The 15645-nt window shown below is 69.4% G+C and carries 14 protein-coding genes and 1 riboswitch; of the genes, 4 read left to right on the forward strand and 10 right to left on the reverse strand.

Annotated elements, in window-relative coordinates; translation table 11 throughout:
• Nucleotides 1-294 precede the first annotated feature (294 nt).
• Nucleotides 295-1371 (forward strand): terpene synthase family protein, encoded by a 1077-nt coding sequence (locus B072_RS0137735; protein ID WP_420707611.1) that lies wholly within the window; start codon nt 295-297, stop codon nt 1369-1371.
• Nucleotides 1368-2753 carry a cytochrome P450 gene (locus B072_RS0137740; protein ID WP_018535174.1) on the forward strand — a complete coding sequence of 462 codons (1386 nt, stop codon included), beginning with the start codon at nt 1368-1370 and terminating at the stop codon, nt 2751-2753. Before B072_RS0137735 ends, B072_RS0137740 begins: the two co-directional genes overlap by 4 nt.
• A gap of 16 nt (nt 2754-2769) precedes the next feature.
• Here the strand turns inward: B072_RS0137740 and B072_RS0137745 are convergent, their stop codons facing one another.
• Nucleotides 2770-3732: a helix-turn-helix domain-containing protein gene (locus B072_RS0137745; protein ID WP_018535175.1), complete on the reverse strand. Its 963-nt coding sequence runs from the start codon at nt 3730-3732 to the stop codon at nt 2770-2772.
• Nucleotides 3733-3826: 94 nt separating this feature from the next.
• Between B072_RS0137745 and B072_RS48890 the strand changes: the two genes are divergently transcribed.
• Nucleotides 3827-3994: a hypothetical protein gene (locus tag B072_RS48890; protein ID WP_199791133.1), complete on the forward strand. Its 168-nt coding sequence runs from the start codon at nt 3827-3829 to the stop codon at nt 3992-3994.
• A gap of 26 nt (nt 3995-4020) precedes the next feature.
• Here the strand turns inward: B072_RS48890 and B072_RS0137755 are convergent, their stop codons facing one another.
• On the reverse strand, nt 4021-5040 hold the full coding sequence (locus B072_RS0137755; protein ID WP_018535177.1) for a ribonucleotide-diphosphate reductase subunit beta: 1020 nt from the start codon (nt 5038-5040) through the stop codon (nt 4021-4023).
• A complete protein-coding gene (locus tag B072_RS0137760; protein WP_026246718.1) occupies nt 5040-7400 on the reverse strand; it encodes a ribonucleoside-diphosphate reductase subunit alpha in 2361 nt (786 codons plus the stop codon). The genes B072_RS0137755 and B072_RS0137760 overlap by 1 nt, the downstream gene beginning before the upstream one ends.
• A gap of 126 nt (nt 7401-7526) precedes the next feature.
• Nucleotides 7527-7670: riboswitch (cobalamin riboswitch) on the reverse strand.
• 77 nt (nt 7671-7747) lie between these two features.
• Here B072_RS0137760 and B072_RS0137765 point away from each other — a divergent pair.
• A complete protein-coding gene (locus tag B072_RS0137765; protein ID WP_158689285.1) occupies nt 7748-8578 on the forward strand; it encodes a hypothetical protein in 831 nt (276 codons plus the stop codon).
• Here the strand turns inward: B072_RS0137765 and B072_RS0137770 are convergent.
• The 7 genes from B072_RS0137770 to B072_RS0137800 all read right to left on the reverse strand — a co-directional run bounded on the left by B072_RS0137770 (nt 8568) and on the right by B072_RS0137800 (nt 15391).
• Nucleotides 8568-9083 (reverse strand): GNAT family N-acetyltransferase, encoded by a 516-nt coding sequence (locus B072_RS0137770; RefSeq protein ID WP_018535180.1) that lies wholly within the window; start codon nt 9081-9083, stop codon nt 8568-8570. The genes B072_RS0137765 and B072_RS0137770 overlap by 11 nt on opposite strands.
• Nucleotides 9080-10060, reverse strand: coding sequence for a nucleoside hydrolase (locus tag B072_RS0137775; protein ID WP_018535181.1), 981 nt, complete (start codon nt 10058-10060; stop codon nt 9080-9082). The genes B072_RS0137770 and B072_RS0137775 overlap by 4 nt, the downstream gene beginning before the upstream one ends.
• Nucleotides 10061-10164: 104 nt before the next feature.
• On the reverse strand, nt 10165-11790 hold the full coding sequence (gene mctP, locus B072_RS0137780; protein ID WP_018535182.1) for a monocarboxylate uptake permease MctP: 1626 nt from the start codon (nt 11788-11790) through the stop codon (nt 10165-10167).
• Nucleotides 11787-12074 (reverse strand): DUF3311 domain-containing protein, encoded by a 288-nt coding sequence (locus B072_RS0137785; protein WP_078506723.1) that lies wholly within the window; start codon nt 12072-12074, stop codon nt 11787-11789. Before B072_RS0137785 ends, mctP begins: the two co-directional genes overlap by 4 nt.
• Nucleotides 12075-12205: 131 nt before the next feature.
• Nucleotides 12206-12361, reverse strand: a complete 156-nt coding sequence (locus B072_RS0137790) for a YbdD/YjiX family protein (RefSeq protein WP_234019012.1) — start codon at nt 12359-12361, stop codon at nt 12206-12208.
• Nucleotides 12362-12377: 16 nt separating this feature from the next.
• Entirely contained in the window at nt 12378-14519 is a 2142-nt protein-coding gene (locus tag B072_RS0137795; protein ID WP_043245476.1) for a carbon starvation CstA family protein, read from the reverse strand.
• A gap of 107 nt (nt 14520-14626) precedes the next feature.
• A complete protein-coding gene (locus B072_RS0137800) occupies nt 14627-15391 on the reverse strand; it encodes a GntR family transcriptional regulator (protein WP_018535186.1) in 765 nt (254 codons plus the stop codon).
• Nucleotides 15392-15645: the final 254 nt, after the last annotated feature.

A 15645-nucleotide genomic window follows, 5' to 3' on the forward strand; every position in this document is an offset into this window, starting at 1 on the left:
GGATGATTCCGGCCGGGCGCCGTTCGCGTGTGCGCCCACTGCCGCGGGCCGCGGTCCCGCCGCCGATCGTACGTACCCGCGTGCGCCCGCGTGTGCGAACAGGACAGGCCGGACGTGATTCAGATCCGGTCATGTAAGGGGACGAATCCGGTGACTAGGGGTAGTGAGGGGAGCAAATCCGTTCCCAGAACGGTCAGTTGTGGTGCTGAATAGAAAGCGCGGGGATACGCAACGGCGCGCGCCCGGCAGTGCGGGAGGGGCGTACGCCTTCGGGCGACAGAGAGGGGTTTGTTCGTGCCTGCTTATCCACATGCAGCAGTCCCACCGGCGCTTGCGCTGCCGGTGATCGAGGATGCGTTTCCTCGCAAACTGCATCCGTATTGGCCAAAGCTTCAGCAGAGGACGCGCACCTGGCTGCTCGAAAAACGACTGATGCCCGCCGACAAGGTGGAGAAATATGCCGATGGTCTGTGCTACACGGACTTGGTGGCGGGCTACTACATCGGCGCCCCCGACGAACTGCTCGCGGCGATAGCGGACTTCAGCGCGTGGTTCTTCGCCTGGGACGACCGGCACGACCGTGACGTGGTGCACGGAAGGACGGCGAGCTGGCGGCGGCTCGCCGTCCAGCTGCACGCGGCCACGGAAGCGCCACATCTTCACCTGGACCACGCGGATCCACTGGTCGCGGGCTTCGCGGACTGCTTCCGCCGGTTCTACGGCCGGCTCAGCCGGTCCTGGGACGCGCGGTTCGCCCGCCACTTCCATGTGGTGATCGACGCGTACGACGAGGAGTTCCGCAACCGCATGACGGGGAAGGTGCCGACGGTCGACGAATACATCGGCCTTCGCCGGCGGACATTCGCCCACTGGATCTGGATAGACCTGCTCGAGCCGGTCGCCCAGTACGAACTCCCCACATGGGTGCGGAAGAACGAGGCATTCATGCGGGCGGCGCTCGCCACCCAGGATTTCTCCGCCTGGTACAACGACCTGTGCTCGCTGCCCAAGGAACTCGCGGGAAAGGAATTGCACAACCTCGGGATCAGCCTCATCAAGCACGAGGGAATTTCCGTACGGGAAGCCGCTGCGGAAGTCCATCGAAGGGTTGAGGGAACGGTCGCCGAATTCATCGCCGCGGAGCGCGACATCGAGCGGACCGCGAGCGCCGCGGAGCACATCGGTGCGCACGGAAAGGAACTCGCGGCGGCCATCAGGTCGAGTGTGGAGAACATGCGGAACTGGTTCAGTTCCGTGTACTGGTTCCACCACGAATCGGGGCGCTATCAGGTCGACACCTGGGACGACCGGGCCACCCCGCCGTACATCACCGACGCACCCCAGACCGATCAAGTGGGTGAGCGAGCATGACCATCGAATCCACCGTGCCGAACCCGGCACCCGCACCGGACGCGGACCACGGACCGCCGCCGCCCGCCCCCGGCGGCGCGCCGCTCGTCGGCCACGCCTGGAACCTGCTGCGCGACCCGCTGGGCTTCCTCGCCTCGCTGCGCGACGGCGGCGACGTGGTGCGGCTGAAGCTGGGCCCGAGGACCGCCGTCGCGGTCTGCGACCCGGCGCTCGTCGAGACGCTCCTGAAGAGCCCGGACTACCTGGTCGGCGGGGCTCTGTGGGAAACGCTCGGCGTGCTGCTCGGCCAGGGCGTGGCGACCAGCAACGGGCCGCGGCACCGGCGTCAGCGGCGGGCCGTGCAGCCCGCGTTCCGGGCGGAGCGGGTCGCGGAGTACGGCGCGCTGATGGCGGAGGAGGCGCACGCCACGGCGGAGCGGCTGCGCGACGGGCAGACCGTCGACGTCGCGGCCGAGATGTTTCGCACGGCGACCCGGATCGCGGCCCGCACCCTGCTGCACGTCGGGGCGCTCGACGAGCGTTCGGAGCGGCTGTGCACAGCGCTCGGCACCGTCTTCAACGGGATGTACCGACGCATGATCCTCTCCGTGGGACCGCTCTACCGGCTGCCTCTTCCGGCCAATCGGCGATTCGAGCGAGCACTGGCCGATTTGCATCGTCTCGTCGACGAGATCATCGCCGAGCGAAGGGCCGAAGGGACTCGGGGAAGCAATGCGGAGGACCTCCTCACCACATTGCTCGAGGCCCGGGACGAGAACGGTGAACAGGTGGATGAACAAGAGGTCCACGACCAAGTCATCGCCCTCCTCGTGGCGGGTGGCGAGAATGTCGCGAAGACCCTGACTTGGACCCTCCAGCTTCTCGCCGAACACCCGGAGCACGAAAGGAGGTTGTACGAAGAAGTTGAATCCGTTACGGGTGGCGGGCCGGTCGCCTTCGGTGACCTCAAAGAACTCGCATATATGCGGAACCTCATCACCGAGTCGATGCGGATTCGGCCGACTGTCTGGATATTCACGCGCGTCGCGGCGGTCGACACGACGCTCGGCGGGTATCGGATTCCGGCCGGGACGGACATCGTGTACAGCCCCTACGCGATGCAGCGCGACCCGCGTTCGTTCGAGCGGGTGCTGGACTTCGACCCGGACCGCTGGCTGCCGGATCGGGCCACGGCCGCCGCGCAGAGGGCGCACCAGCCGTTCAGCACCGGCAACCGCAAGTGCCCCGGCGACCACTTCAGCATGGCCGAACTCGCGCTGATCCTCGGCGCGTTGGTGGCCAAGTGGCGCTTCGTGCAGGTCCCCGAGACGGATGCCACGCCGCAGATGGGGATCACCCTGCAGCCGAAGAGCCCGCTGCTGCGGGTGGAGGCCAGAAGCTAGCCCGCCCGCCGACGGGCTAGCTCGCGAGCCTCACCCGGAAGGTCCTGCGGAAGGCGTTCGGTGTCGTTCCCAGGACCTTCATGAACTGGTGGCGCATCGCCGCGGCGTTGCCGAACCCGGCACGCCCGGCGATCGCCTCCACCGTCTCGTCCGAGCTCTCCAGCAACTCCTGCGCGAACAGCACCCGTTGGCGCAGCAGCCAGCGGTACGGGGTGGTGCCCGTCTCCTGGAGGAAGCGCCGGGCGAAGGTGCGCGGGGACATCAGCGCCCGGGCGGCGAGGTCCTCCACGGTCACCGGGTCGCCCAAGTGCCGCTCCATCCAGGCCAGTACGTCCCCCACGGTGTCGCAGCGCGTCGCGGGCAGCGGCCGCTCCACGTACTGGGCCTGGCCGCCGTCGCGGTGCGGCGGCACGACCATGCGGCGCGCGACGGCGTTGGCGACCTCGGCGCCGTGCTCGGAGCGCACGATGTGCAGGCAGGCGTCGATGCCCGCGGCGGTGCCGGCCGAGGTGATGACCGGTCCCTCGTCGACGTACAGCACATCGGGATCGACCCGGGTGCGCGGATAGGTGACGGCGAGATCGCGCGCGTACCGCCAGTGGACCGCGCACCGGCGCCCGTCGAGCAGTCCGGCCTCGCCGAGCACGAACACCCCCGCGCACAGGCTGAGCACGCGCGCCCCCCGGTCGACCGCCCGCCGCAGGGAGTCGAGCAGCTCCGGCGGATAGCCGTCGAAGCGGCGTCCCGCCGACGGGATCGCGATGAGGTCGGCCTCCTCCAGGCGTTCGAGGCCGTACGGGGTGGAGACCGTCATGCCGGGCACGTGCGTGGTGAGCGAGGGGCCCTCGGTGGAGGCGACCGCGAAGTCGTACACCGGGAGTCCCGCGTCGCTGCGGTCGAGGCCGAACACCTCGCAGACAACGCCGAGTTCGAAGGGATGGACACCGTCGAGCAGTACTGCGGCCACGTTCTTCAGCATGCTTCCCAGTGTGCCGCACGCCTGGCAGTAATTCGAGGGTCAGTGACAGTCCTGCCACTGCCGGGCGGGGCCGGGCAGCGGGAGAGTAAGGGACATGAACACAGCGATGAACTACCTCACCGTCCTCGTCGTCTTCCTCCTCCTCGCCGCCCCGTCCCTGTACGGGATCGCGCACGACCGCCGGATCGACCGGCAGATCAAGAAGGCGCGGCGGGACGAGGAACACCCCTCCCACCGCGCCCGGTTCGAGACCGCCGCCTAGAACTCCGCGGCCCAGAACCCCGCGGCCTAGAACTCCTCGTCGAAGCCGACCGAGCCCTCGACCGCCACCTGGTAGGCGGACGGGCGCCGCTCGAAGAAGTTCGTCAGCTCCTGGACGCCCTGCAGCTCCATGAAGGAGAACGGGTTCTCCGAGCCGTAGACCGGCGCGAACCCGAGGCGCTGCAGGCGTTGGTCGGCGACGCACTGGAGGTACTCGCGCATGGACTCGGTGTTCATGCCCGGCAGGCCGTCACCGCACAGGTCGCGGCCGAACTGCAGCTCCGCCTCGACGGCCTCCTTGATCATGTCGGTGACCTGCTGCCGCAGTTGGTCGTCGAAGAGGTCCGGCTCCTCCTTGCGGACCGTGTCGACCACGTCGAAGGCGAACGACATGTGCATCGTCTCGTCGCGGAACACCCAGTTGGTGCCGGTGGCCAGACCGTGCAGCAGGCCCCGGCTGCGGAACCAGTAGACGTACGCGAAGGCGCCGTAGAAGAACAGGCCCTCGATGCACGCGGCGAAGCAGATCAGGTTGAGCAGGAAGCGGCGGCGGTCGGCCCGCGACTCCAGCCGGTCCATCTGCTCGACCGAGTCCATCCACTTGAAGCAGAACTCGGCCTTCTCACGGATCGACGGGATGTTCTCGACCGCGGCGAAGGCGGCCGTGCGGTCCTCCGGGTCGGGCAGGTACGTGTCCAGGAGCGTCAGATAGAACTGGACGTGCACGGCCTCCTCGAAGAGCTGACGGCTCAAGTAGAGCCGCGCCTCGGGGGAGTTGATGTGCTTGTAGAGCGTGAGCACCAGGTTGTTCGCGACGATCGAGTCGCCCGTCGCGAAGAACGCGACCAGCCGGCCGATCATGTGCTGCTCGCCCGGCGACAGCTTCGCCAGGTCGGCGACGTCCGAGTGGAGGTCGACCTCCTCGACGGTCCACGTGTTCTTGATGGCGTCCCGGTAGCGCTCGTAGAAGTCCGGGTAGCGCATGGGCCGCAGGGTCAGTTCGAAGCCCGGGTCGAGCAGGTTCTTCTCGGGAGTGGTGTCCGTCATTACTGGCAGGCCTCGCAGGACTCGGGGTTTTCCAGGGAGCAGGCGACCGCGTCGGGCTCGGACACGGTCTGCACGGGGACGGTGGAGCGCGCCGCCGCCCGCGCGATGCGCGTCGCCGGACGCGAGCGCAGGTAGTACGTCGTCTTCAGGCCCGACTTCCAGGCGTACGCGTACATCGAGGAGAGCTTGCCGATCGTCGGCGTCTCCAGGAACAGGTTCAGCGACTGGGCCTGGTCGAGGAACGGGGTCCGCGCCGCCGCCATGTCGATGAGGCCGCGCTGCGGGATCTCCCACGCGGTGCGGTACAGCGCGCGGACCTCCTCGGGGACCCAGGTGAAGCCCTGCACCGAGCCGTTGGACTCGCGCAGCGCCTCACGGCTCTGCGCGTCCCACACGCCGAGCCGCTTCAGCTCCCGCACCAGGTAGGAGTTGACCTGGAGGAACTCGCCCGACAGCGTCTCGCGCTTGAACAGGTTGGAGACCTGCGGCTCGATGCACTCGTAGACGCCCGCGATGGAGGCGATGGTCGCCGTCGGCGCGATGGCGAGGAGCAGCGAGTTGCGCATGCCGACGGCGGCGATACGTTCCCGCAGGGCCGCCCAGCGCTCCGGCCAGGTGAACTCGACGCCGTAGTGGTCGGGGTGCAGCACACCCCTCGCCGTACGGGTCTTCTCCCACGCGGGCAGCGGGCCGTTGCGCTCGGCGAGGTCCGCCGACGCCTCGTACGCGGCGAGCATGATGCGCTCCTGGATCCGCGTGGACAGCTCGCGCGCCTGCGCCGAGTCGAAGGGCAGCCGCAGCTTGAAGAAGACGTCCTGCAGACCCATCGCGCCGAGACCCACCGGGCGCCACTTGGCGTTGGAGCGGCCCGCCTGCTCGGTCGGGTAGAAGTTGATGTCGACGACGCGGTCGAGGAAGGTGACGGCCGTGCGGACCGTCTCGTCGAGGCGCTCCCAGTCGATGTCACCGTCGGCCACGAAGGAACCCAGATTGACCGAACCCAGGTTGCAGACCGCCGTCTCGCCGTCGTCCGTGACCTCCAGGATCTCGGTGCACAGGTTCGAGGAGTGGACGGTGTGGCCGGGCTCCGCGGTCTGGTTCGCGGTGCGGTTGGCGGCGTCCTTGAAGGTCAGCCAGCCGTTGCCGGTCTGCGCGAGGGTGCGCATCATGCGGCCGTACAGGTCGCGGGCCGGGATGGTCTTGAGGGCCTTCCCCTCGGCCTCGGCCTTGCGGTACGCGGCGTCGAACTCCTCGCCCCACAGGTCGACGAGCTCGGGCACGTCGGCCGGCGAGAACAGCGACCACGGCTGGTCGGCGTTCACGCGGCGCATGAACTCGTCCGGGATCCAGTGCGCCAGGTTGAGGTTGTGCGTGCGGCGCGCGTCCTCACCGGTGTTGTCGCGCAGCTCCAGGAACTCCTCGATGTCGGAGTGCCACGTCTCCAGGTAGACGGCGGCCGCGCCCTTGCGGCGCCCGCCCTGGTTCACGGCGGCGACCGACGCGTCGAGGGTCTTCAGGAACGGGACGATGCCGTTGGAGTGCCCGTTCGTGCCCCGGATCAGCGAACCGCGGCTGCGGATGCGGGAGTACGAGAGCCCGATGCCGCCCGCGTGCTTCGAGAGGCGGGCCACCTGGTGGTAGCGGTCGTAGATCGAGTCCAGCTCGTCGAGCGGGGAGTCGAGCAGGTAGCAGCTCGACATCTGCGGGTGCCGGGTGCCGGAGTTGAAGAGCGTGGGGGAGGAGGGCAGGTAGTCGAGGCGGCTCATCAGGCCGTACAGCGCCGCGACTTCGTCCAGGGCGCGTACGGAGTCGTCCTCGGCCAGGCCCGCCGCGACGCGCAGCATGAAGTGCTGCGGGGTCTCCACGACCTTGCGGGTGATCGGGTGGCGCAGCAGGTAGCGGCTGTGCAGGGTGCGCAGGCCGAAGTAGCCGAAGCGGTCGTCGCCCGCCGTGTCGATCAGCGCGTCGAGCCGGGCCGCGTGGACCCGGACGAACTCGGCCGTGCGGTCCGCGATCAGGCCCTCGCGGTGCCCGACCGCGATCGACTCGGTGAAGCGGGTGACGCCCTGGGAGGCGGCCTCGGCGGCGATGGAGAGCGTGAGCAGACGCGCCGCGAGCCGGGAGTAGACGGGATCCTCGGAGATCAGCCCGGCCGCGGCCTCGGTGGCGAGCTCGCGCAGCTCGGCCTCGTCGGCGTGCGCGCTGCGGCCGCGCAACGCGGCGGCTGCGACCCGGCCGGGATCCGCGTCGGGGAGATCGGCGGTCAGCTCGGTCAGGGTGCGCAGCAGCGTGGTGCCGGGGGCGTCGTGCGCCTCGGGCTCGGCCACGACTGAGGCAGGATCAGCGGGCGCGATGGTCACGGTGGGGCTCTCCCTCGCTCGGCTCGGGGCCCGCGGGGAGGAGAAGTGGCCCGGACCCGTGCACGGCGGGGTCCGCGTCACCGGCCCTTTCCGCGAGGCCCTGACGTCGTCGACACCCGGGCCGGATGGCTCGGGCGTACCGTCGGCAGGTCATCGGACTCACGTACGCGCGCTTTGTGGGCTTACGTTCACCGTTGCGGGACAGTTCCGGATTTCCACCGGATTTCCCTGCGGCGACAGCGAGAGCGAGCATACATGTTGTGTTGGGCTTCCGCTGCAACCCCACATCTTGTGTCGGCTAGGGTGACGGCCGTCGGCAAGTGGACGATCTTGGGGAGAGTGGATCCATGCGTACGGGGCGACTGAGAGCCGTGATGGCGGCGGTGCCGGTGCTGGTGGGGCTGCTGGCGGGCTGTGGCACCCAGGATGACGACAAGGCGAGCGCGGCGGACAAGCCGGTGCCGGAGACGTCCCGGTCGGCGTCGGCCTCCGCCACGCCCTCGGGCCCGGGCGTGGTCCTGCCCACGGGCCCGTCGACCGCACCCGGCCTGGACGCCGCCGTGGCGCCCCGACGCACCTTCACGGCCGACGAGTTGAAGAAGAATCTGCTCCCCGAATCCGTCTTCGGGCGGGGCCTGGAGCGCGGCGAGGTGCTCACGATGCCGTTCGAGTCCACGCGGGAGCAGCGGCGCGGCCAGTGGTCGTACTGCCTGGACTCCGAGGAGAACCCGGGGTGGCTCGGCACGGCGGCCTATCGCGGCACCACGGCTTCGTCCCACGCCCAGTGGGTGGACCGCAAGCCCCAGCCGCCCCAGGGGCACATCGTGGTCACCCAGTCGCTCGTGTCGCTGCCGGTCGCCGCCGCCCGCGACCTGCAGCGCGTCGAGCGGGACATCCTGCGCCACTGCCCGGAGTTCGCCTCCGACATGGAGGCGGGCACGGCGACCGAGCGGTACCGCGTGGAGCCCCTGGAGGGGCTCGGCGACGAGGCGTACCTGGAGGTCCAGGAGATCGCGTACGAGGGCGACACCAGAACCTCCTACCGCGCCCACGTCCGCGTCGGCGGCGTCCTCGTCCGGGTGGAGAGCGGCGAGGGCGCGGACCGCGACGCGGCCGTCCGCTGGGCCGCGCGGCTCGCCCGGAACGTCGGCAGTGACCTCTACGAGGTCAGTGGCTGAGCCTCAACTCGTAGCCCCGCAGGTTCACTTCGGGGACGGGGGTCCAGTCCCGCTCGGGCGCCCTGCGGAACCCGAGCCGCTCGTACAGCCGGTGCGAGGCGGTGGCGAGGGGCTGTGTGGACAGCACCACGGCGTCGCGCCCGTCGGCCCGCGCCCGGTCCACCACGGTCCGGACGAGCGCGGCCCCCGCGCCCTGTCCGCGCGCCTCGGCGGCGACGGCGAGCATCCGGAACTCGGCCTCGCCCTCGCGTGCCACCTCCGCGTACGGATGGTCGTGCGAGGGCACGTACGTGACCCCGCCGAGCACGGCCCCGTCCGCGCCGACCGCGACGAACACCTCGGCCTGCCCGGCGCGGCGCGCGACGTCCCGCAGCTCGTCCGCGTACCAGTCGCCCTCGCCGAACGCGAGCAGCCCGCTGTCCAGATAGGCGGCGGCGCTGAGCTCACCGAGCCGGGCGTGCTCCTCGGGGCGCACGCCCCGCACGGTGACGGAGGGGCCGCTCACGCGACGCTCGGCTGCTTGAGGAGGGTGTTCACGAAGTCCTCGGTGAAGTTGCGTGGCCCGGTGCCGAGGGCGATCCGGCCGCGGTGCGCGGTGCGGGCGCTGACCAGCGGGGACTCCTGGTAGTAGGCGCGCGGGTAGTCGGCGTCGTAGGGGATGAACACGGTCTTGCCGCGGGTCAGTTCGCTCGCGCACTCCACGACGACCGTGCCCTCGGCGGCGGTCACGAACGACTCGTCGGCGCAGACGCCCACGGCCAGCGGGTCGTGCAGCGGTGAGCCGCCGGTCTCGCGGTACGCGCCGAGGTAGAAGTCCATCAGACGGGCGGTGAGCGCCATGCCCTCGCCGGCCGCCCGCAGCGTGGCCAGGTCGTCGGTGGAGAACCGCCAGCCGTGCGTCGCGTCGAGCCCGACCATCGTGTACGCGATGCCGGACGAGACGACGAGGTCGACGGCGTCCGGGTCGGCCCAGGCGTTGAACTCGGCGACGGGCGTGATGTTCCCGGGCACGTCGGCGGCGCCGCCCATGAACACGAGCTTCTTCACGCGCCGCGCGAAGCCGGGGTCCTCGCTGAGCGCGAGCGCCACATTGGTGAGCGGTCCCGTCGCGCACACGGTGAGCTCGCCCTCGTACTCCCGCGAGAGCCGCAGCAGCGCCTGCGCGGAGGACTCGGCCTGCTCGGGCGCGGCCGAGTCGGGCAGCGTCTCGGCGCCGAGCCCCGAGGCGCCGTGGAACTCACCGGCCGCCGAGTAGGGCAGCCGGGTGATGGGGCGCCCGGCGCCGCGGTGCACGGACACGTCCCCGTCGATGCCGAAGACGCGGGCGAGGGCGCGGCCGTTGCGGAAGGTCTGCTCGGCGGGCACGTTGCCGCCGACGGTCGTGTACGCCTTCAGGTCCCACAGGCCGGTGCCGAGCAGGTACTGGAGCGCGACGGCGTCGTCGATACCGGGATCACTGTCGAGAACGATGGGCGCGGGCACGATTCCTCCAGGGCGGGGGGTGGGCTGTACCGGGTCACCGTAACGGGACGAGCCCCTCCGGACCGGAGGGGCTCGTCAGACGGACAGGAGGACGGACGGCGGTGCTAGTGACCGGAGCCGGCCCCGACGGTGGGCAGCTCGACCTGCACGCCCTTGTCGCCCGCGTCCGCGGTGTAGTCCGACGGCGACGTCTCGTCGATGCCGTCGGGCGCCTTCATGGCCTTGAGGACGAAGGTCAGCACCACGGTCACGATGACGTTCAGGACGATCGCCGTCATGCCGATGTAGCCGATCTCGCCGATGCCCGGGATCTCCGCGGAGGACCCGCCGAAGTGCTTCTGCGTCGGCGACGCGACGCCCCACGCGGCGACCGTGCCGTACACCATGCCGACCGCCCAGCCGGCGAGCAGCGCCCAGCGGTGGAACCAGCGGGTGAACAGACCGCCGACGAGCGCCGGGAAGGTCTGGAGGATCCAGATGCCGCCGAGCAGCTGGAAGTTGATGGCGACCGTCTTGTCCATGGTCAGGACGAAGGCGAGCGCGCCGACCTTCACCAGGAGCGAGACCAGCTTGGAGACCTTGGTCTCCTGCGCGGGCGTGGCGTCCGGCTTGATGAAGTCCTTGTAGATGTTGCGCGTGAACAGGTTCGCCGCGGCGATGGACATGATGGCCGCGGGCACCAGCGCGCCGATGCCGATGGCCGCGAAGGCCACGCCCGTGAACCAGTCGGGGAACATGTCCTCGAACAGCTGCGGAATCGCCAACTGCCCGTTCTGCACCTTGATCCCGGCCGCGATCGCCATGAACCCGAGCAGCGCGAGCAGGCCCAGCATGAGCGAGTACAGCGGCAGGATCGTGGTGTTGCGGCGGATCACGTTGCGGCTCTTGGAGGAGAGGGTCGCGGTGATCGAGTGCGGGTACATGAACAGCGCGAGGGCCGAGCCGAGCGCGAGCGTCGCGTACGTCCAGGTGCCGGCCGAACCGGGTGCGAGCGCCCCGACGGGCTTGTCCGTCGCGGGGTTGATCTGCTCGAACTTCTTGCCCGCGGCCGCGAAGATGTCGTCGAAGCCGCCCAGCTTGATCGGGATGTAGATGATGGCGACCGCGATGACGATGTAGATCAGCGTGTCCTTGACGAACGCGATCAGCGCGGGGGCCCGCAGACCCGAGGAGTACGTGTACGCGGCCAGCACGCCGAAGGCGATGAGCAGCGGCAGGTCCTTGATGAACCAGTTGGTGTTCTCGCCGCCGCCGACGCCCATGACGTCCAGGACGGCCTGGATGCCGACCAGTTGGAGCGCGATGTACGGCATCGTGGCGAGGATGCCGGTGATCGCGACCGCGAGCGAGAGCCCTTTCGAGCCGAAGCGCCCGCGCACGAAGTCGGACGTCGTCACGTACCCGTGCTTGTGCGAGACCGACCACAGGCGCGGCAGGAACGTGAAGATGAGCGGGTACACGAGGATGGTGTACGGGACCGCGAAGAAGCCGGAGGCGCCTGCCGCGTAGATCGCCGCCGGGACGGCCACGAAGGTGTACGCGGTGTACAGGTCGCCGCCGAGCAGGAACCAGGTGATCCAGGTGCCGAACGAGCGGCCGCCCAGGCCCCATTCGTCGAGCGACTCGGTCTCGGACCTGCGCCAGCGCGCGGCCAGGAAGCCCATGACCGTGACGGCCAGGAAGAAGATGATGAAGACGGTGAGCGCGACACCGTTGACGCCGCCGTTCACGCGCCCGCCCCTTCCGAAGTGGCCTTACGGCCGCGCTGATCGCGCTGCCACAGCTTGTACGCGATCATCGTGAGCGCGGTCGAGATCAGTACCCACAGCATCTGGTACCAGTAGAAGAACGGGATGCCGATGAACGTCGGGTCGATCTTGGCGTACGAGCTGACCCAGAGCATCGCCACGAACGGTGCTGCCAAACAGATTGCGATGATCACGCGCACCGGCGTGACCACCGGTTGTCTCACTTCGGGCGCACCCTGTGGCGCACCTGCCGGAACATCGGACATGACGCGGCTCCGTCCCCTCGCTGGTCCCACTTATCTCACGCTTAACGTGCGGGAAATCTAAGCGAGAGTCTTGCTCCATGGAACCCCTGTCCGCATAACGGACGAAGCCTTGTCGTGTCCCAACGGCCGCTCTAGCAGCAGCGGAACCCCTGCCGCGGATCCGATTCCTGGCGGTCCGTCCGCATCCGCTCGAACTCGCGGCGCGAGGGCGCGCAGGCCTCCGGATGGGTGGCCCGCAGGTGCGCGACGTACCGCTCGTACGCCGCCTCGTCCGTCAACTCCCTCATGTACCAGCGCACTTGCCTAGCCACGCGAAGCACTGCCGACGCCAGCGTCACGGAGTTCCTCCTTCTCCCGCCGGGTCGGGATCAGCCCGGCCGGTGCCGTCAGGCCGGACTCCACGTACGGTGCCTCGCTGAGCCTGGACGAGTCCGGATTCCGTACGTGCTTGATGCAGACCCGTGTCGCGTCCACGATGACGACCACGATGAGCAGCGCGAGCACGGCCGAAAGGACGCCGTCCACCGTGGAGTTGGTGACCACGGTGTGCATGTCGTCCATGTTCTTGGCGGGCGGCAGTACCTTCCCGGCGTCGATCGCGTCCTGGTAGTTCGAGCGCTGCTGGAAGAAGCCCACGCGCGGGTCGGACGAGAACACCTTCTGCCAGCTCGCGGTGAGCGTGACGGTGGCGTCCCAGACGAGCGGAATCCCGGTGATCCAGGCCCACTTGAGCCGTCCGGACTTCACGAGCAGGGTCGTGCACACGGCCAGCGCCACCGCCGCGAGGAGCTGGTTGGAGATGCCGAAGATCGGGAAGAGCTGGTTGATCCCGCCGAGCGGCTCGTGCACGCCGACCCAGAGGAAGTACCCCCACAGGCCGACGACGACGGCGCTGGTGATCAGCAGTCCGGGCTTCCAACTCACGTTCTTGAAGGGCTTGATGACGTTGCCCAGCATGTCCTGGAGCATGAAGCGGCCCACGCGTGTCCCGGCGTCCAGCGCGGTCAGGATGAACAGGGCCTCGAACATGATCGCGAAGTGATACCAGAAGGACCGGAGCCCGTCCCCGGTCACCTTCGAGAAGATCTCCGAGACGCCGACCGCGAGGGTGGGAGCGCCGCCCGTGCGGGACAGCAGGGTCGACTCCTCGACGTTCTTCGCGGCCTGCGCCAGATCGTCCGGCGAGATCGAGTACCCGAGGTTCGCCACGGCCTGCGACGCGGACTGCACGGTGTCGCCGATGACGCCGGCGGGCGCGTTCATCGCGAAGTACAGACCGGGGTCGATGATCGAGGCGGCGATCAGCGCCATCACGGCGACCGACGACTCCATGAGCATGGAGCCGTAGCCGATCATCCGGACCTGCGTCTCCTTCTGGATCATCTTCGGTGTCGTACCGGACGAGATGAGCGCGTGGAACCCGGACAGGGCGCCGCACGCGATGGTGATGAAGACGAAGGGGAACAGCGAACCCGCGAAGACCGGGCCGTCGCCGCGCGAGGCGAAGCCGGTGACCGCGTCCATCTTCAGCGTCGGCAGCGTGACGACGACGCCGATGGCGAGCAGCGCGATCGTGCCGAGCTTCATGAAGGTCGAGAGGTAGTCGCGCGGCGCGAGCAGCATCCACACCGGCAGCACCGAGGCGACGAACCCGTACGCGACCAACCAGACGACGAGCGTGGAGGGCTTCAGCGTGAAGGTGTCGGCCCACGACGACTCGGCGACCCAGCGCCCGGCCACCAGCGCGAACAGCAGCAGCGCGACCCCGATGAGCGAGACCTCGCTGACCCGGCCCGGCCTGAGCACCCGCAGGTAGAAGCCCATGAACAGCGCGATCGGGATCGTCATCGCGATGGAGAAGGTGCCCCACGGGGAGGCGGCCAGCGCGTTCACGACGACCAGCGCGAGCACCCCGAGCAGGATGATCATGATGGCGAAGGCCGCGATCAGGGCGGCGGCTCCGCCGAACGGGCCGATCTCCTCGCGGGCCATCTGCCCGAGCGAGCGTCCGTCGCGGCGGGTCGAGAAGAACAGCACCACCATGTCCTGAACGGCACCCGCGAGGATGACGCCCACGATGATCCAGATGGTGCCCGGCAGATAGCCCATCTGCGCGGCGAGCACCGGTCCCACTAGCGGCCCGGCCCCGGCGATCGCGGCGAAGTGGTGCCCGAGCAGCACGCGCCGGTCGGTCGGGTGGAAGTCCATGCCGTTGTCGAGGCGTTCGGCGGGCGTGGCCCGCGTCGCGTCGACCTTCAGGACCCTGTGCGCGATGAACTTCGAGTAGAAGCGGTAGGCGATGGCGTACGTGCCGAGGGCGGCGGCCACCATCCAGGCGGCGGAGACGTTCTCACCGCGTGAGAGTGCGAGCACGGTCCAGCCGGCGGCGCCCACGAGGGCGACGACGGTCCATAGGGCGATGGTGCGAGGAGATGCGGTACGCACGGGGTGGTCCCCTCCCGTCCATGCGGCGACGGGAGGACCGTAGGGCAGAAAGTGTGATGTGCGCTACGGCGCGAACACGGCTCGTGGTGGCGGAAGTTGAGCGGTAATCAGTCCATCGGGCGCTTGAGCCGCGCCACGAACTTGTACCGGTCGCCGCGGTAGACGGAGCGCACCCACTCCACCGGCTGGCCCGAGCCGTCGATCGAGTGCCGCGACAGCATCAGCATCGGCAGGCCCACGTCCGTGCCGAGCAGGCCCGCCTCGCGGGGCGTGGCCAGCGACGTCTCGATGGTCTCCTCGGCCTCGGCGAGGTGCACGTCGTAGACCTCGGCCAACGCCGTATAGAGGGACGTGTACTTGACGAGCGACCTGCGCAGCGCGGGGAAGCGCTTGGCCGACAGGTGCGTGGTCTCGATGGCCATCGGCTCGCCGCTCGCCAGGCGGAGGCGCTCGATGCGCAGCACGCGCCCGCCGGCCGTGATGTCGAGGAGTCCCGCGAGGGTGTCGTCGGCGGTGACGTACCCGATGTCGAGCAGCTGCGAGGTGGGCTCCAGGCCCTGGGCCCTCATGTCCTCGGTGTACGAGGTGAGTTGGAGCGCCTGCGAGACCTTCGGCTTGGCGACGAAGGTGCCCTTGCCCTGGATCCGCTCCAGCCGGCCCTCGACGACGAGTTCCTGAAGGGCCTGGCGGACGGTGGTGCGGGAGGTGTCGAACTCGGCCGCGAGCGTGCGCTCCGGCGGCACCGGGGTGCCCGGCGGCAGGGTCTCCGTCATGTCGAGCAGGTGCTTCTTCAGGCGGTAGTACTTGGGCACGCGTGCGGTACGGACGGGCGCCCCGCTCTCGTTCTCCGCACTGCTGACGTCGGTGCTCATGCTCCGCCTTCCCGGCTCCTGTGCCGATGCGACCGACGCTCACGCACATCGGTCACGGCTCCACGGTTCACATCGTGGCACGGCTCGCTTCGCGGGACCCCTCTTGCGGCGTCCGCACGCTCCGTGACCCCTCCTTATACCGCCCGCTGACGGTCTGGTCTAGTCCACATCGCCGATTGGTGGGAGCGTTCCCGTGCAAGAGGGGCAGTGTGGGCCCAACCCCCTTGCCGCGTCGGGCTGGTGTCGTTCCGATA

This window comes from Streptomyces sp. HmicA12 (genome assembly GCF_000373565.1).
GTDB lineage: Bacteria > Actinomycetota > Actinomycetes > Streptomycetales > Streptomycetaceae > Streptomyces.